Raw genomic sequence first — 17,820 nt, forward strand, 5'->3', positions numbered from 1 at the left:
GGCGTGGTTTTACTTACCCGGCCGTGATTACTTGGTCAGGATGAAACCCTTGAGTTTCGAGAACGCAGTCTCCAGCAGTTCTTTTTGCTGGGCGATGTGCTTGTCCGCATAACCCACGGCCGGCGATGCCGACGCGGCGCGACCGGCGTAGGCCAGGCGCTGGCCATCTTCCATGCCTTCGAAGATGTTGTGCTGGATCTGGAACCATGGACCCTGGTTCTGCGGCTCGTCCTGCGCCCACACCACTTCGGTCGCGTTCGGGAACTTCTTGAGTTCGGCGGCGAACGACTTGTGCGGGAACGGATACATCTGCTCGATACGGATGATCGCGGTGTCGGCGCTGTTACGCGTCTTGCGTGCGTTGACCAGGTCGTAATAAACCTTGCCCGAGCACACGATCACGCGCTTGACCTTGCCTGCGTCGATCTTGTCGTCGCATTCGCCGATGACGGTCTGGAAACCGCCCTTGGTCAGGTCGGTCAGCGGCGAGCCGGCATCCTTGTTACGCAGCAGCGACTTCGGCGTGAAGATCACCAGCGGCTTCCTGAACTGGCGCACCATCTGGCGGCGCAGCAGGTGGAAGATCTGGGCGGCCGTGGTCGGCTGCACCACTTGCATATTGTTGTCGGCGCACAGTTGCAGGAAGCGCTCGATACGGGCCGACGAGTGCTCCGGACCCTGGCCTTCGTAGCCGTGCGGCAGCATCATGACCAGGCCCGAGGCGCGGCCCCACTTCACTTCGCCCGAGGCGATGAACTGGTCGATGACGACTTGCGCGCCGTTGACGAAGTCGCCGAACTGGGCTTCCCAGATGGTCAGGGTGTTCGGTTCGGCGGTCGAGAAGCCGTATTCGAAGCCCAGCACCGCCTCTTCGGACAGCACCGAGTCGATCACGGTGAAGTCGGCCTGGTTGTCGGAGATATTGGCCAGCGGCAGGTAGATGCCCTGGTCCCAGCGCTCGCGGTTCTGGTCGTGCAGCACGGCGTGGCGGTGCACGAAGGTGCCGCGGCCGGCATCCTGGCCCGACAGGCGGATCGCATAGCCCGACGACAGCAGCGAGGCGAAGGCCAGGTGCTCGCCCATGCCCCAGTCGAGGTTCACTTCGCCGCGGCCCATGGCGGCGCGGTCGGCCAGCACTTTTTCAACCAGCGAGTGTGGTTTGAAACCCTCCGGAACCTTGGTGATGCGTTCGGCCAAGCGCTTCAGTTCGGTGACCGGCACCGCGGTGTCGGCGGCATCGGTCCACTTCTTGTTCAGGAACGGCGCCCAGTCGACGGCGTACTTGCCCTTGAAGTTGGTCAGCACCGGATCGACCGTGTGCTTGCCTGCATCCATGGCGTCGCGGTAGGCGGCCACCAGCTTGTCGCCGCCGTCGGCTTCGATGGTGCCTTGCGCGGCCAGCTTCTCGGCGTACAGCTTGCGGGTGCCCGGGTGCTTGGCGATCTTCTTGTACATCAGCGGCTGGGTCAGCGCCGGGGTGTCCTGCTCGTTGTGGCCCAGCTTGCGGTAGCAGATGATGTCGACCACGACGTCCTTGCCGAACTCGGCGCGGTAGTCGAGGGCGATCTGGCTGGCCAGCACGACGGCTTCAGGATCGTCGGCATTCACGTGCAGCACCGGCGCTTCGATCATCTTGACGACGTCCGAGCAGTACAGGGTCGAGCGCGCGTCGCGTGGATCCGAGGTGGTGAAGCCGATCTGGTTGTTGATGACGATGTGGACGGTGCCGCCGGTGCCATAGCCGCGGGTCTGCGCCAGGTTCAGGGTTTCCATGACCACGCCCTGGCCGGCGAACGCGGCATCGCCGTGCACCAGAATTGGCAGCACTTCCTTGCCCTTCTTGTCGCCGCGACGCATCATGCGCGCCTTGACCGAGCCTTCGACGACCGGGTTGACGATCTCGAGGTGGGATGGGTTGAACGCCAGCGACAGGTGGACCGGGCCGCCCGGGGTCGAGATATCGCTCGAGAAGCCCTGGTGGTATTTCACGTCGCCGGCCGGCAGGTCGTCGGCGTGCTTGCCTTCGAATTCTTCGAACAGGTCGGCCGGGCTCTTGCCCAGGGTGTTGACCAGGACGTTCAGGCGGCCGCGGTGGGCCATGCCGATCACGATTTCCTGGATGCCTTTTTCACCGGCGCGCTGGATCACTTCGTCGATCGAGGCGATGAACGATTCGCCGCCTTCCAGCGAGAAGCGCTTGGCGCCGACGTACTTGGTGTGCAGGTAGCGTTCCAGGCCTTCGGCCGCGGTCAGGCGCTCGAGGATGTGTTTTTTCTTCTCGCCGCTGAAAGTCGGGGTCGAGCGGATCGATTCCAGACGCTCTTGCAGCCAGCGCTTTTCGGTCGGATCGCTGATGTACATGAACTCGGCGCCGATCGAACGGGTGTACGTATCACGCAACATGTTCAGGATGTCGCGCAGCGGCGCGGTTTCCTGGCCAAAATAGGTGTTGCTGATATTGAAAACGGTGTCGAGGTCGGCTTCGGTGAAGCCGTAGAAGGCGGGGTCGAGCTCTGGGAGGGGTGGGCGTTCCTGGCGCTGCAGCGGGTCCAGATTGGCCCAGCGCGAACCGAGGTAGCGGTAGGCGGCGGTGATCTGGGTGACGGCGACGCGTTTGCGGCCCAGTTCGGAGTCGGCCGAAGCGACGACGGTACGGATCGGGCCCTGCTTGGCGCGTTCCGCGAACGAGGCCACCACCGAGGAATGCACCACATCGGGGCGGTTCGAGCCGTCGACTGCCGGCACGTGTTGCATCTGGTCGAAGTAGGCGCGCCAGTTTTCGGGCACCGAGGTCGGATTATCCAGATAGGCCTCGTACAACTCTTCCACGTACGGGGCATTGCCGCCGAACAGGTAGGAGTTGGCGTTATATTGTTGCATCATTCTTGCTCACCTTTCTTTTCGCGCTTCGCGAGGTTTGGGCGGGTTGTTTAAAACCTTCCGCGACACGGCCTGACCGGTTAGCGGATTGCACTTCAAGACATCAAGTTGTGGGGGAAGGACTGTTCGGTACTAAAAAATACGTGTGCAAAATCCTGCCAATTTGCGCACATTATTGTAACGCATGATCTCGGCCAGGGCAGACTCCCTTCCAAGAAATTATTTATTACAAAATGTGTATTTCTGAGTCGCACTTTTGGAACGAATCCCGCATTGCGCTCATTGCTGAGTTGACCATGTAAATGATAATCGTTATCATTTAAAGATGCCTTCTTCCGCAACTCCTCTCAAGAATAAAGCCGAGCCGGCCATCAAGGCCGAGCCCGCGCCTGCCGCCGCCGCGGCTGGGACCGCCCTGCCCGGCGCTCGCCGCGCTATGTGGCTCAAGCAGTTGCATCAATGGCATTGGATCAGTTCGGCCATCTGCCTGATGGCCATGCTGCTGTTCAGTTTTACCGGGCTGACGCTGAACAACGCCACGCTGATCGAGGCCAAGCCCGTCGTCACGCGCCTGAAGGCGACGCTGCCCGAGCCGCTGCGCGTCCAGCTGCAGGCCTTTGCCGAAGACCACGTCGACGCCGAAGTGCCGCTGCCGAGCGAGATCGCGGACTGGACCAATGGCGCCTTCCCGGTCGACGTGCGCGGCAAGCGCGCCGAGTGGAGCGAGGAAGACGCGTATGTCGCCCTGCCCCGTCCCGGCGGCGACGCCTGGCTGCGCATCGCGGTCGACGGCAGCGCCGAGTTCGAAAAGACCGACCGCGGCTGGATCTCCTGGCTCAACGACATGCACAAGGGCCGCAACACGGGCGTGGTCTGGAGCTGGTTCATCGACCTCTTCGCCGTGGCCTGCGTGGTGTTCTGCATTACCGGTTTCCTGATCCTGAAGTATCACGCGGCCAAGCGGCCGTCGACCTGGCCGGTGGTCGGTTTCGGCATCGTGCTGCCGATCGTGCTGGCCCTCCTGTTCGTCCACTGATCCACCTACCGAGAGAAGACCAAGAATGAAACTGTCCCATTCGCTCGCCCTCACCCTCCCGCTCGCGTCCAGCTGGGCCATGGGCGCCGACCTGTCCGTCAAGTTCGACGTGCCGCAGCTGAACGTGGCCGAATACCACAAGCCCTATGTGGCGATCTGGATCGAGAATGCCGACCAGAACATCGCCTCCAACCTGGCCGTGCTGTACGACGTCAAGATGAAGGACAAGGGCGGCGAGAAATGGGTCAAGGACTTGCGCACCTGGTGGCGCAAGGCGGGCCGCGACGCCGCCCTGCCGATCGACGGCGTCAGCGGCGCCACCCGCGCGCCCGGCACCCACACCATGAAATTTGACGGCGCCAGATATGGCATCGACAAGCTCCCCCCCGGCGACTACCGGCTGGTGGTGGAAGCGGCGCGCGAAGCGGGCGGCCGCGAAGTGGTCAAGGTGCCGTTCACCTGGACCGGCAAGGGCAAGCTGGCGGCGAACGCGGCCGGCAAGGACGAACTGGGCGCCGTGTCGCTCCAGATCCAGTAACGACGAATAAATACAATCAGGAGAACCCCATGCAATCGAATAAATTCTACAAGGCCGCCATCGTCGGCCTGATGCTCGCCGGCGCCTCGATGACCGCCCAGGCCCACCGCGCCTGGATCCTGCCGAATACCGCCATGGTCGATGCGAAGGAAGCCTGGGTCACGATCGACGCCGCGATCTCGAACGAGGTGTTCGAGTTCAACCACCACCCGCTGCGCCTGGACAACCTGGTGATCACCGATCCGGACGGCGTGCAGGCCAAGGCCGAAGGCGCCGTGGTCGGCAAGTACCGCAGCACGCTCGACCTGCGCCTGCCGAAGGACGGCACCTATCGCCTGTCGATCGTCAACAACAACGTGATGGGCAGCTACAAACTGAACGGCGAGACCAAGCGCTTCCGCGGCGCCGCCGGCAGCCCGGCGGTGGCGATTCCCGCCGGCGCCAGCGACGTGCAGACCACTGCCGTCCACTCGCGCAACGAAACCTTCGTCTCGGCCAACAAACTGAACGACACCGCCCTGAAGCCGACCGGCGAAGGCCTGGAAATGATCCCGCTGACCAATCCGTCCGACCTGCGCGTCGGCGAGCCGATCCGCGTGCGCTTCCACCTTGACGGCAAGCCGGTCGCCAACCTGCCATTCAGCATCGTGCAAGGCACCGTCAAATACCGCGGCTCCTCGGGCGAGCAGCGCCTGAGCACCGACGCCAAGGGCGAAGCCTCGTTCACCGTGCCGGCGGCGAATATGTACTGGCTCAGCGCCGGCTTCCCGTTCGGCGAAGGAAAACCGCAGCCGGGCGCCAAGCGCTACAGCTACGCGGCCACGCTCGAAGTCCTGCCGCAATAAGCCGGATGCGCGAGGTTCTCGTTCCGTTGGAAGTCGACATGGCGCTGCCGCCCGGCGGCAGCACCCTGTACACGACGTCGGGCACGGCGATGGGCACCGGCTGGTCGGCGCGGCTGATGCTGCCGCCCGGCGCCGACGGCGCTGCCTTGACGCTCGCCCTGCAGCGTGAACTCGACGAGATCGTCGCGCAGATGAGTCACTGGGAGCCCGACTCCCTGCTGTCGCGCTATAACGCGGCGCCGGGCGGCAGCTGGCACGATCTGCCGCCGCACTTCTTCGACGTCGCCGACTACGCGCTGCGGGTGCACCAAGACAGCGGCGGCGCCTATGATCCGGCCGGCGGGCAGCTGGTGAACCTGTGGGGTTTCGGCGCCACCCGGCGCTACGACCAAGCCGGCTTCTACGCGCCGGATGCCGCCGCGATCGGCGCCGTGCTGGCGCAACGCGGCGCCAGTCAACCTGTGCTGGACCGGGCCACGCGCCGCCTGCTGCAGCCGGGCGGCGCCCTCCTCGATTTCTCTTCCGTCGCCAAGGGCTATGCGGTCGACTGCATGGCGCGCTGCCTGGAGCAGCGCAGCGTGCGCCACTACGTGGTCGAGGCCGGCGGCGAGCTGCGCGGCGCCGGCGCCAAGGCCAATGGCGAACCGTGGTGGGTGGAGATCGAAGGGGTTCCGGATGCCGATGGCGCCGGCGCCGGGGCCGTGGTCGCCCTGCATGGCCTGGCGATCGCCACCTCAGGCGACTACCGCCGCTACTTTCAGCACGGCGCCCGGCGCGCCGCGCACACCCTCGATCCGCGCAGCGGCTATCCGGTCGCCAATGGCGTCGCCTCGGTGACGGTGCTGGCGCCCACCTGCATGGCGGCCGATGCGCTGTCGACCGCGCTCACCGTGCTGGGCCCTGCAGACGGCCTGGCCTTCGCCGAGGCGCGCGGCATCGCGGCGCGCTTCCTGGTGCGCGCGCCTGGCGGCCTGCTCGAGACCACGTCCAGCGACTGGCGCGCCCTACTGCAATGATGTTGACGATCGACCCCCTGCGCCTGGGCGGCGCGCTCGCGCTGTCCGGCGCCTATCTGGCGATGTGCCTCGGCATCTGGCGCAGCCGCCTGGCGCGCACCAGGCCTGCCGACGACGCGGCCGACTGGCTCGTGGTCCACGCCAGCCAGACCGGCAGCGCCGAATTCCTGGCCGAGCGCACCGCCGCCACCCTGGCCCTGGGCGGCCTCGACGCGCGCGCCGTGTGCATGTCGACCCTGGATGGCGCCCAGCTGGCGGCCGCTTCGCGCGTGCTGTTCATCTGCAGCACCTACGGCGAAGGCGACGCGCCCGACACGGCCGCGCGTTTCGCCGCTCACACGATGGGCGAAGCGCCCGACCTCTCGCACCTGCATTACGGCGTGCTGGCGCTGGGCGACGCGACTTATGCCAATTACTGCGGCTTCGGCCGCGCACTGGACGCCTGGCTACGCGAGCGCGGCGCCGCCCAGCTGTTCGACCGGATCGACGTCGACCGCGGCGCGCACGCGGCGCTGGCCGCCTGGCAGCACCAGCTGAGCCATCTGGCCGGCACCAGCGATGCGCCCGACTGGGATGCGCCGGCCTACGGCGAATGGCGTATCGCCAGCCGCATCCACCTCAATCCCGGCAGCGCCGGCGCGCCACTGTACCGCATCGCCCTGGCGCCGCGCGCCGGCGCGCTGCCCGCCTGGGAAGCCGGCGACCTGGCCCAGGTCAGCGCGCCGCTCGATCCAAGCCATCCGCGCGAATATTCGATCGCTTCGGTGCCGGGCGAAGGGAAGCTCGAACTGCTGGTGCGTCTGCAGACGCGCGACGACGGCACGCCCGGCGCGGCGTCCGGCTGGCTGTGCGTGTGCGCGGACCAGGACGACACGATCCGCCTGCGCGTGCGCGCCCATGCGCGCTTCCGGCTGGGCACGAATGCCGGGCGGCCCCTGATTGCGATCGGCAATGGCAGCGGCCTGGCGGGACTGCGGGCGCTACTCAAGGCGCGCATCGATACCGGCATGCATCGCAACTGGCTGCTGTTCGGCGAACGCAATGCGGCCCACGACTTCCTGTGCCGCGAAGAACTGACAGCATGGCGCGATGGCGGCATGCTGGCGCGGCTCGACTTGGCGTTTTCACGCGACCAGGGCAAGGCGCGCTACGTGCAGCACCTGGTGGATGCGCACCAGGAAGAACTGCGCCGCTGGGTCGCGGATGGCGCGGCGGTCTATGTCTGCGGCAGCCTGCAAGGCATGGCCGGCGGCGTGCACGATGCGCTCGTGTCGGCGCTCGGACTCGACACGGTCGACGCCATGGTAGCGGATGGCCGCTACCGGCGCGACGTCTACTAGACGTCAAACAGAACCGCCGGCAATGCCGGCGGATCGATCAAGCTGGCGCCTCAAGGCGGTCAGCGGTTGTCGTTCTTGTGGCTTTGACGGCCGGCCTGGGCATGCTGCTCGGACGAGCCGCCGCGTTGGCCGCTCTGCTGGTTGCTGCCCTGGTTGGCGCCACCCTGATTGCCGCTCTGCTTGTTGCCATCGTTCTTGTGGCTCATCGAACCGGCCTCGCGTGCTTCCTGCGAATTGAACTCGTGCGCATTGCCCGATGCGTGCGCCGCGCGGCCGCCTTCGCTGGCGATTTCACGCTGGCGCTGTGGATCCATCGATGCGAAACCCTGGTTGCCGCTGCCGCCCTGGTTGCCCTGATTACCCTGGTTGCCGCTCTGCTGGCTACCTTGCTTGGTGAACTGGTTGTTACCTTGCGGGTTGTTGTTTTGCGACTTGTTTGCCATGATTGCCTCCTTACATGATGAAGAAAATGCCAGCAGTAAGCTGACTCGAAGGACCCCATGGTAGGCCTCCAATATCGGTCTGAACACCAAAATACGGCAGTCGGCTTGTAGGACCGGGCCTTGCCGGACTACCGGCATTGGCCGTCATCCTGAAAGAAAAATCTATTATGGATCGATCAATTTATAGAAAAATAATTATGAAAATAGAACTTGAACAGCATGAATTGGCTACGTTAGTCGGCTCGAATTTCCACGCCAACACATGAACATTGGCATCGGATATCTTTGTTCGGCGCCGTCCTGCTGGACATTCTGACAGTGGCGGGAGCGGAACTCTAGTCGCGGTTTTGAGGTCTGATGATACGTAAGCTGGCAAAGCGGATCACTATCAGAGTGCTCATCTATGGCGCGAAAACCAAGCGCAGCAAATGGGGACGTAGATGGGACGCCATACTTGCCTACTGCACTATACAAATGAGATGCGGCTCGCCACCGGTGCCTGTGCGGCACGATCGGCGCTACCCGTGGCGAATCTGGCGGCGACGTCAGATACTGTCACCGGCATGTTGCCGGTGGGAGGCGGGAAAGTAACGCCTGTCAGGTACGAATGCGGTCAGCAGGACGGTTCGGGGCAGGAAGAAGACGCTGAGCACATTTGCTCACGTCTTTGATAGCAGCGGGTGTTCTGTTGCTGCGGCAAAACGTCATGCAGCACTTCGGCGACTATGCGCAAGCCATCGAACTCGACCGCCTGGACGAGTTGTCGGCGTCCCTCGCGCGCCAGTATGGGCGGCGCGGCGACTGGATGTTCATTCCCGCCGCGGAGCGGCGCGCCCGGATATCGACCGAGCTTGCACGCCTGCAGGCCGTGCGCAGCGTGCCTCTGCCGCCAGTCGCACCGATCGCACCCGTAGCGCCGGCCGCACTCATCCTCCCCGCGATCCCCGACGCCATGCACGAGGCCTGTGCCGACAAGAACGATGGCAGCAGGCTGAGCATGACGCTGCGCCCCGGTGAAACGATGGCCGGCATCTGTGAACGCGAAGACGGCAGAATGGTGTTTCAGTTGCGCAGCTATCGCCTCGACGACTGAGCGGCGCCTGGCGAAGGCGATGTCGTGCTTGCTGTAGCATGTTCACCATGACACAGCCCATGCCAGACCATCAACCGTTCTTCGTCGACCTTCCGTGGCGCGACCAGCGCATCCAGCTGGAGGCGCAGTGGGTCGGCGCCCCCGCGTCGCCGGCCGCGACCGTCGTGTTCCTGCACGAAGGTCTCGGATCCGTCTCACACTGGAAGAACTTTCCCGATGAATTTTGCCGCGCACACGGGTTGCGCGGACTCGTGTTCTCGCGCTTCGGCTACGGCCGCTCGAGCGCGCGCACCGCCGCCCTGACGCCGGACTATTTGCACCAGCAGGCGCATGAAGTCCTGCCCGCGCTATTCGCAAAGCTGGGCATCGTGCAACCCTGGCTCTTCGGCCACAGCGACGGCGCCTCGATCGCGCTGCTGTACGCGGCGCGCCACAGCGCCGAGCTGAGCGGGCTGATCGTCGCCGCGCCCCATCTGTACGTCGAGGATTGCGCGCTGGAAGCGATCGCGGCGGCGCGCGACGCCTACCGCGACGGTTCGCTGCGCGCGCGGCTGGCGCCCTACCATGCCGACGTCGATGCGGCCTTCCGCGGGTGGAACGACATCTGGCTCGACCCCGCCTTCCGCGACTGGGACATCCGTGCGGACGTGGCTGCGATCACGGCCCCGCTGATGGCGATCCAGGGCGAGGACGACCCCTACGGCACGCTCGACCAGGTCTACACGACCGCGCGCCTCGTTCCGCATACGCACCTGCTGGTCTTGCCCGGCTGCGGGCATTCGCCCCATCGCGAGCGCGGCGCGGAAGTCATCGCCGCTGGCGGCCTGTTCATCGCTGGCGGCGGACATGACAGGGAACCCTGAGCCATGAAGTATCATAAAGCGTGATATTACGGATCATTAAACATTATTAGAATAGATAAAGATTCCACGTTAATCTTCTTGCATACAAGTAGCAACACGACGAACACGGCGATGTTGCACAGCAAGGAGACATGTGTGAGCAAGGCAAGTGAACACTATGATTACCTGATCGTCGGCGGCGGCTCTGCCGGTTGCGTGCTGGCCAACCGCCTGTCCGAAGACCCCGCCGTGCGGGTCGCGCTGATCGAGGCCGGCAGCGACACCCCACCAGGCGCCGAGCCGGCCGAGATCCTCGACAGCTACCCGATGCCGCTGTTCTGCGGCGACCGCTTCATCTGGCCCGACCTCAAGGCGCGCGCCACCCCGACCGCGCCGCTGAAGACCTACGAACAGGGCCGCGTAATGGGCGGCGGCTCCAGCATCAATGTCCAGGCGGCCAACCGCGGCCTGCCGCGCGACTACGACGGCTGGGCCGGCCAGGGCGCCGCAGGCTGGAGCTGGAACGAGGTGCTGCCTTACTTCCGCAAGCTCGAACGCGATCTCGATTTCGGCGCCTCGCCGCTGCACGGCGACCGTGGTCCGATCCCGATCCGCCGCATCGCCCGCGCCGACTGGCCGCGCTTCTGCCACGCGTTCGCCGGCGGCATGCAAGCCAACGGCCTCGCCTACATGGACGACCAGAACGCCGACTTTCGCGATGGGATGTTTCCTGCGGCGTTCTCGAACATCGACGACCGCCGCGTGTCGAGCGCCGCCGGCTACCTGGACGCGGCGACGCGGGCGCGGCCGAACCTGCGCATCCATGCGGGCCTACGGGTCGAGCGCGTCGTCATGGCCGGCCGCAGCGCACGCGGCGTGCAGGCGCGCGACGGCGCCGGGCATCTATTACATATCGACGCGCACGAGGTGATTCTTTGCGCGGGAGCGCTGCAGTCGCCTGCCCTGCTGCTGCATGCCGGCATCGGCGACGCCGCCGCCCTCGGCCGGCTCGGCATCGCGGTCGTGGCCAACCGCCCCGGCGTCGGCCGCAACCTGCAAGACCATCCTTCGCTCACCTTCTGCCATTTCCTGGCGCCCGAATTCCGCATGCCGCTGGCGCGCCGCCGCGCCAGCATGACGGCGGCGCGCTTCTCCTCCGGGCTGGCCGGCTGCGACGCGTCCGATATGTATATGTCGAGCTCGACCCGCGCCGCCTGGCATGCGCTCGGCAACCGCCTCGGCCTGTTCTTCCTGTGGTGTAACCGGCCGTTCTCGCGCGGCCAGGTGCGCATCGCCTCGCCCGATCCGCTCGCGCCGCCCGAGGTCGACCTCAACCTGCTGAGCGACGAACGCGACCTGCTGCGCATGGCGATCGGGGTGCGCAAACTGGCCGCGGTGGTCATGGGCAGCGAGCTGCACCACCACGCCGGCGACTTCTTCCCGGCCTCGTTCTCGCCGCGCGTCAAGGCGCTGAGCCGCGTGACGCCGGCCAACGCGCTGCTGACGAAGGCGCTGGGACTGGCGCTCGACACTCCGGCGCCGCTGCGGCGCTGGATCATCGAGCGTTTCGTGACCGGCGGCCAGCGCATGGGCGCGCTGCTGGCCGACGACGCGGCGCTGCATGCCTTCATCCGCAAGGCCGTGTTCGGCGTCTGGCATGCCAGCGGCACCTGCCGCATGGGCGCCGCCGACGACCCGGCCGCGGTGACCGACGCCGAAGGGCGCGTGCACGACGTGGCGGGCCTGCGCGTGGTCGACGCTTCACTGATGCCGAGCCTGCCTTCGGCGAACACCAATATCCCCACGATCATGATGGCCGAGAAAATCGCCGACGCCATTCGCGCACGCGGCCGCAACGGCGGCGCGCCGCGCGAACCGGCCCTGGCGGAGGATTACTGAGGCCCGCAAGACGGCACGCACGCAGTCGAGACCACCACCACGGCGCCCCGAGGCGCCGGGACCATAACCATTCAACAGGAGACAACCATGGCGCTGGCATCATCCGATACTGTAATGACCGCAAAGGAGAACGACCGCAACACGTTCAGGGCCGTGGTGGCCTCGTGCGTCGGCTGGTCGCTCGACCTGTACGACCTGTTCATCCTGCTGTACGTGGCGCCGATCATCGGCCGCCTGTTCTTTCCTTCCGAGCACGCGATGCTGTCGCTGGCGGCGGTGTACGCCTCGTTCGGCGTCACCTTGCTGATGCGCCCGCTCGGCTCGGCGCTGTTCGGTTCCTACGCCGACCGCAAGGGCCGCAAGGCCGCCATGATCGCCTCGATGATCGGCGTCGGCGTCTCCACCGCCGCCTTCGGCCTGCTGCCGACGGTGGCCAGCATCGGCGTCATGGCGCCGGTGCTGTTCATCATCCTGCGCCTGGTCCAGGGCGTCTTCGTGGGCGGCGTGGTCGCATCGACCCACACCATCGGCACCGAATCGGTGTCGCCGCGCTGGCGCGGGGCGGTTTCGGGCCTGATCGGCGGCGGCGGCGCCGGCCTGGGCGCCCTGTTCGCGTCGTTCACGTTCTGGGTCCTGTCCTCGATCTTCCCGGGCGAGCAGTTCGACGAGTGGGGCTGGCGCTGGATGTTCTTCACCGGCATCATCAGCGCGGTGCTCGGCATCACCATCTTCGGCAAGCTCGAAGAGTCGCCGATGTTCAAGAAGCTGCAGGCGGAAAAGGCGCGCAACAAGGCCACCGCCGCGCCGACCGCCAACCCGATCCGCACCCTGTTCACCGGCAAGTACCGTAACGTCCTGCTGGTCAACCTGCTGCTGACCCTGGGCGGCGGCGCCGGCTACTACCTGACCTCGGGCTTCCTGCCGACTTTCCTGAAAGTGGTCAACGGCACGCCTTCCGAGACCGCCGGCTTCATCCTGATGCTGGCCAGCGTCGGCGTCATCATCGCGTCGATCGCTACCGGCCACATCAGTACCTTCATCGGCCGCAAGAAGACCTTCGTGTGGGTCGGCGTGCTGCGCCTGATCATGTTGCCCGCCATCGCGCTGCTGATGCCTGGCGTGACCGACACCTTCACGCTGGCCGTCTACGTCATCGTGTTCAGCATGCTCGGCAGCATGGGCTATGCGCCGATCCTGATCTTCCTGAACGAACGCTTCCCGACCGAGATCCGCGCCACCGGCACCGGCCTGTCGTGGAATATCGGCTTCGCCATCGGCGGCGTGCTGCCGACCTTCGTGTCGCTGGCCTCGCCCATGCCGTCCGACGTGCCGATGTCGCTGGCGCTGTTCCTTGCGGGTATCAGCGTGATCTTCCTGATCGGCGCCCTGATCGTTCCCGAAACCATCGGCAAGCTCGACGAACCTGCCGCCCCTGGAGCCTGACAGCATGGAAACGACAAACGCTCGATCCATCGAGCGGCAGCCGTCGGCGCCCTTCATCGGGCGTTCGCTGCAACGCATCGAAGATGTGTCGCTGCTGACCGGCCGCGGCCAGTTCGGCGACGACGTCGGCGTCAAGCCCGGCACGCTGCACGCGGCGATCGTCCGGGCGCCGCACGCCCACGCCCTCATCAACGGCATCGACAGCACCCGGGCCGAGCAGGCGCCGGGCGTGCGCGCGGTGCTGACCGGCGACGACCTGGCCGACTGGTCGAAACCGTTCGTCGTCGGCGTCAAGGCGTCGATGGAAATGTGGGCGCTGGCGCGCGAACGGGTGCGCTATGCCGGCGAGCCGGTCGCGGTGGTCGTCGCCGACACCCGCTACCTGGCCGAGGATGCGGCCGACCTGCTGGTGGTCGACTATACCCGGCTCGAGCCGGTCACCTCGATCGACGCCGCCATCGCGCCGGACGCGCCGGTGCTGCACGATGGCGTCGGCAGCAATATCGCGAGCGACCGGAGCTTTCGCTATGGCGACCCGGAAGCGGCATTCGCCCGCGCCGCGCACACGGTCGAACTGAGCGTGCGCTACCCCCGCAACTCGTGCACCCCGATCGAGTGCGCGGTGGTGGTCGCCGACTACCTGTCGCCCGAGGAAGGCTATGACGTCGCCTCGAACTTCATGGGTCCGTTCTCGCTGCACACGGTGATGGCGCTGGCGCTGCGGGTGCCGGGCCACAAGCTGCGCCATCGCACCTTCCGCGATTCGGGCGGCAGCTTCGGCGTCAAGCACGCGGTGTTCCAGTATGCGGTGCTGATGTGCCTGGCGTCGCGCAAGGCCGGGGCGCCGGTGAAATGGGTCGAAGACCGCCTCGAGCACCTGGGCGGCCTGACCTCGGCCACCAGCCGCCAGTCCACCATCCGCGCCGCGGTCGAGGCCGACGGGCGCATCACGGCGCTCGACTACGACCAGTTCGACGACGTCGGCGGCTACCTGCGCGCGCCGGAGCCGGCGACCTTCTACCGCATGCACGGTTGCCTGACCGGCGCCTATGCGATCCCGAACCTGGCGGTGCGCAACCGCGTGGTGCTGACCAACAAGACGCCCGCCGGCCTGGTGCGCGGCTTCGGCGGCCCGCAGGTGTACTTCGCACTGGAACGCCTGATGCAGCGCATCTCGGTCGAACTGGGGATCGACCCGGTCGACCTGTACCGCCGCAACTTCATCCCGGCCGACGCCTTCCCCTACCAGGCCGCGGCCGGCGCCCTGATCGACTCGGGCAACTACCAGCGGGCGTTGGAGCTGGTCGCCGGCGAAGGCGGCTTGGCCGATCTGTATGCGAAACGCGAACGGGCGCGCGCCGAGGGCCGGCTGTACGGCATCGGCTTTGCCGCCATCATCGAGCCGTCGATCTCGAACATGGGCTACATCACCACCGTGCTGCCGAAGGAAACGCGCGCCAAGGTGGGGCCGAAGAACGGCGCGATCGCCTCGGCCACCGTGGCCATCGATCCGCTGGGCGGCGTCAACGTGACGATCGCGTCGGCGCCGGCCGGCCAGGGCCACCGCACGGTGTGCGCCCAGGTGGTGGCCGACGTGCTGGGCGTGGATCCCGACCAGGTCGCGGTGAACGTCGAATTCGACACCCAGAAGGATGCCTGGTCGGTCGCCGCCGGCAATTATTCGAGCCGCTTCGCCGGCGCGGTGGCCGGCACCGTGCACCTGGCGGCCATGCGCATCCGCGACAAGCTGGCCGCCATCGCCGCGCCGCAGCTGGGCGCCGACGCCGCCGACATCGTGTTCGCCGGCGGCGCCGTGCACGTCAAGGACGACCCGGCGCGCGCCCTGCCCTTCCCGCGCATGGCCGCCAGCCCGCACTGGGCGCCGGCGCTGCTGCCCGAGGGCGTCGGACTGGGCCTGCGCGAAACCGCGTTCTGGAGCGCGCCGCAACTGGGCGCGCCCGACGACGACGACCGCGTCAACACCTCGGCCGCCTACGGTTTCGCCTTCGACGTGTGCGGGGTCGAGATCGACCGCCACACCGGCCGCGTCACGATCGACAAATACGTCACCACCCACGACGCCGGCAAGATCCTGAATCCGGCGCTGGCCGACGGCCAGATTCGCGGCGCCTTCGCCCAAGGGCTGGGGGCGGCGCTGATGGAAGAATTCCGCTACGGCGAAGACGGCAGCTTCCAGTCCGGCACCTTCGCCGACTACCTGGTGCCGACCACCTGCGAGGTGCCCGAGCCGCACATCATCCACCTCGAGACGCCGTCGCCGTTCACGCCGCTGGGCGCGAAAGGCCTCGGCGAAGGCAACAACATGAGCACCCCGCCCTGCATCGGCAATGCCGTCGCCGACGCGCTCGGCGTGGCCGATATCGTGCTCCCGCTGACGCCGTCGAAAGTCATGGCGCTGATCGGCGCCGACGAACCGCCGCCATCCGCGGCCGTGCGCCAGGCGCTGCCGGCGCCCGTGCCCGCCGCCGGCGGCAAGGGCGGCAAGGCGCTGTCGGCGCGCGGCGAAGTCGTGCTGGCGGCGCCGCCGGAGGCCGTGTTCCGGGTCTTGCTCGACCCGGTCGCGCTGGCCAAGGTGATCCCCGGCTGCAACGCGCTGGAACCGGCCGGCGAACACCGCTACCGCGCCGATGTCAGCGTCGGCGTGGGCATGATCAAGGCACGCTACGCGGCCGAGGTGGCGCTGTCAGAGCTCGATCCGCCGCGCAGCCTGCGCCTGGCCGGCTCCGGCCTGTCGGCGGTCGGCAGCGCCAGCGGCAGCGGCCTGGTGACGCTCGAACCCGCCGACGGCGGCACCCTGCTGCGCTACGACTATTCGGCCGAAGTGTCCGGCAAGGTCGCGGCGGTGGGCAGTCGCATGCTCGAAGGCGCGGCGAAGATCGTCCTCGGCCAGCTGTTCGAACAGCTCGGCCGCGAAGCCGGCGGCCAGGGCGCACTGCCGCAGGCGAGCGCCGATCAAGGGCGCGGCCTGTGGCGGCGCCTGCTGGCCCTGTTTGGAGTAACACGATGAAACCACAAGCATTCGACTACGCACGGCCCGACAGCGCCGACGAAGCGGTGGCGCTGCTGGCCGAGGCCGGCGACGAGGCCCGCATCCTGGCCGGCGGCCAGTCACTGATGGCGGTGCTGAACCTGCGCCTGGCCCAGCCGGGCATGCTGATCGACATCTCGCGGGTCCCCGACCTGAACTATGTGCGCGCCGGCGCCACCCATCTCGCGATCGGCGCCGCGACCACCCAGGGCGCGGTCGAGTGGCGCGCGCAACTGGCCACCGAGGTGCCGCTGCTGGCGCAGGCATTCCCGCACATCTCGCACTTCCAGATCCGCAACCGCGGCACCGTGTGCGGCTCGATCGCGCATGCCGATCCGAGCGCCGAGCTGCCGCTGGCGCTGCTGGCCCTGCAGGGCGAGGTGGCGCTGCGCAGCCGGCGCGGGCGGCGCGTCGTCGCCGCCGCCGATTTCTTCCAGGGCATGCTGATGACGGCGCGCGCCGCCGACGAACTGGTGGAGGAAGCGCGCTACCCGCTCGCGCGTGCCGGCGAACGCTACGCGTTCGAGGAATTTTCTAGCCGCCACGGCGACTTCGCCGTGTGCGCGGTGGCGGCGGTGGTCGGCCCCGACGGCATCCGGCTGGCGGTCGGCGGCGTGTCCGACCGCCCGCGCGTGAAGACCTGGCCGCGGCTGGCCGGCGCCGACCTCGAACACGCCATCAACGACTTCGCCTGGGAACTGGAGGCGAAGGACGACCATCACGCCTCGGCCAAGTTCAGGCGTCAACTGGTGCGCCACCTCGGCGCCACCGCGATCCGGAGAGCATCCACATGAAGACCTACCGCAAGAACGACGTCGTGCGCATCGCGCTGGTGCTCAACGGCCAGCCGCGCAGCGGCACCTGCGAGCCGCGCACCCTGCTGTCGGACTTCCTGCGCCAGGAACTGGGCGCCACCGGCACCCACGTCGGCTGCGAGCACGGCGTCTGCGGGGCCTGCACGGTCACCGTCGACGGCGTCGCCGGTCGTTCGTGCATGACGCTGGCGGTGCAGGCCGAGGGCTGCAGCGTCGACACGGTGGAAGGCCTCGACCGCGCGCGCAAGGCCGCGGGCGAAGACGGGCTATCGGACCTGCAGGAAGCGTTCCGCCGCAATCATGCGCTGCAGTGCGGCTTCTGCACCGCCGGGATCATGATGTCGTGCAGCGACTACCTGCGCCGCAATCCCGATCCGAGCGAGGACGAGGTGCGCGCGATGCTGTCGGGCCACCTGTGCCGCTGCACCGGCTACACGAATATCGTGCGCGCCGTGCTGGAGACCGCCGCCGACCGGCTGGGCAAGCCGCGCGCGCCCGGCGCCCGGCCGGATGAGCCGGGCCACGCCGCCATCGGCGCGGCCGAGCAGGCGCGCCTGGTCGACGCCTGACGCCGACACCCC

The 17,820-nt window shown here is 67.2% G+C and carries 14 protein-coding genes; 12 read left to right on the forward strand and 2 right to left on the reverse strand.

What is annotated here, in order from left to right; all coding sequences use genetic code 11:
- Nucleotides 1-27: 27 nt before the first annotated feature.
- Nucleotides 28-2,883, reverse strand: a complete 2,856-nt coding sequence (locus KY496_RS10640; protein WP_040776094.1) for a 2-oxoglutarate dehydrogenase E1 component — start codon at nucleotides 2,881-2,883, stop codon at nucleotides 28-30.
- 322 nt (nucleotides 2,884-3,205) lie between these two features.
- On the opposite strand from KY496_RS10640, the gene KY496_RS10645 reads away from it, so the two are divergent.
- Genes KY496_RS10645 through KY496_RS10665 form a run of 5 tightly spaced genes read left to right on the forward strand, consistent with a single transcriptional unit; the run spans nucleotide 3,206 to nucleotide 7,655 of the window.
- Nucleotides 3,206-3,916: a PepSY-associated TM helix domain-containing protein gene (locus tag KY496_RS10645; RefSeq protein ID WP_005666209.1), complete on the forward strand. Its 711-nt coding sequence runs from the start codon at nucleotides 3,206-3,208 to the stop codon at nucleotides 3,914-3,916.
- 25 nt (nucleotides 3,917-3,941) lie between these two features.
- The gene (locus tag KY496_RS10650) at nucleotides 3,942-4,454 is read left to right on the forward strand and encodes a DUF2271 domain-containing protein (protein ID WP_219864694.1); all 513 of its coding nucleotides are present in this window, start codon (nucleotides 3,942-3,944) and stop codon (nucleotides 4,452-4,454) included.
- Nucleotides 4,455-4,483: 29 nt separating this feature from the next.
- The gene (locus tag KY496_RS10655; RefSeq protein ID WP_219864695.1) at nucleotides 4,484-5,299 is read left to right on the forward strand and encodes a DUF4198 domain-containing protein; all 816 of its coding nucleotides are present in this window, start codon (nucleotides 4,484-4,486) and stop codon (nucleotides 5,297-5,299) included.
- Nucleotides 5,300-5,337: 38 nt separating this feature from the next.
- A complete protein-coding gene (locus KY496_RS10660; RefSeq protein ID WP_229520497.1) occupies nucleotides 5,338-6,315 on the forward strand; it encodes an FAD:protein FMN transferase in 978 nt (325 codons plus the stop codon).
- Nucleotides 6,312-7,655 carry a sulfite reductase subunit alpha gene (locus KY496_RS10665; protein ID WP_219864697.1) on the forward strand — a complete coding sequence of 448 codons (1,344 nt, stop codon included), beginning with the start codon at nucleotides 6,312-6,314 and terminating at the stop codon, nucleotides 7,653-7,655. The genes KY496_RS10660 and KY496_RS10665 overlap by 4 nt, the downstream gene beginning before the upstream one ends.
- A gap of 59 nt (nucleotides 7,656-7,714) precedes the next feature.
- Here the strand turns inward: KY496_RS10665 and KY496_RS10670 are convergent, their stop codons facing one another.
- Nucleotides 7,715-8,098 (reverse strand): KGG domain-containing protein, encoded by a 384-nt coding sequence (locus tag KY496_RS10670; RefSeq protein WP_005666199.1) that lies wholly within the window; start codon nucleotides 8,096-8,098, stop codon nucleotides 7,715-7,717.
- 706 nt (nucleotides 8,099-8,804) lie between these two features.
- Here KY496_RS10670 and KY496_RS10675 point away from each other — a divergent pair.
- The 7 genes from KY496_RS10675 (at nucleotide 8,805) to KY496_RS10705 (ending at nucleotide 17,808) form a co-directional block, all read left to right on the forward strand.
- On the forward strand, nucleotides 8,805-9,191 hold the full coding sequence (locus tag KY496_RS10675) for a hypothetical protein (protein ID WP_219864698.1): 387 nt from the start codon (nucleotides 8,805-8,807) through the stop codon (nucleotides 9,189-9,191).
- A 59-nt stretch (nucleotides 9,192-9,250) separates the two neighbouring features.
- Nucleotides 9,251-10,054 carry an alpha/beta fold hydrolase gene (locus tag KY496_RS10680; protein WP_229520498.1) on the forward strand — a complete coding sequence of 268 codons (804 nt, stop codon included), beginning with the start codon at nucleotides 9,251-9,253 and terminating at the stop codon, nucleotides 10,052-10,054.
- Nucleotides 10,055-10,165: 111 nt separating this feature from the next.
- Complete coding sequence (locus tag KY496_RS10685) at nucleotides 10,166-11,932, forward strand: GMC family oxidoreductase (RefSeq protein WP_219864700.1); 1,767 nt, start codon at nucleotides 10,166-10,168, stop codon at nucleotides 11,930-11,932.
- 87 nt (nucleotides 11,933-12,019) lie between these two features.
- Complete coding sequence (locus KY496_RS10690; protein WP_005666189.1) at nucleotides 12,020-13,375, forward strand: MFS transporter; 1,356 nt, start codon at nucleotides 12,020-12,022, stop codon at nucleotides 13,373-13,375.
- 4 nt (nucleotides 13,376-13,379) lie between these two features.
- A complete protein-coding gene (locus KY496_RS10695; RefSeq protein ID WP_219864701.1) occupies nucleotides 13,380-16,403 on the forward strand; it encodes a molybdopterin cofactor-binding domain-containing protein in 3,024 nt (1,007 codons plus the stop codon).
- Nucleotides 16,400-17,218, forward strand: coding sequence for a xanthine dehydrogenase family protein subunit M (locus KY496_RS10700; protein ID WP_005666187.1), 819 nt, complete (start codon nucleotides 16,400-16,402; stop codon nucleotides 17,216-17,218). The genes KY496_RS10695 and KY496_RS10700 overlap by 4 nt, the downstream gene beginning before the upstream one ends.
- Nucleotides 17,215-17,808: a (2Fe-2S)-binding protein gene (locus KY496_RS10705; RefSeq protein WP_005666186.1), complete on the forward strand. Its 594-nt coding sequence runs from the start codon at nucleotides 17,215-17,217 to the stop codon at nucleotides 17,806-17,808. Before KY496_RS10700 ends, KY496_RS10705 begins: the two co-directional genes overlap by 4 nt.
- The last annotated feature ends 12 nt before the right edge of the window (nucleotides 17,809-17,820 follow it).

It is taken from the genome of Massilia sp. NP310 (genome assembly GCF_019443485.1).
Lineage (GTDB): Bacteria > Pseudomonadota > Gammaproteobacteria > Burkholderiales > Burkholderiaceae_D > Telluria > Telluria timonae.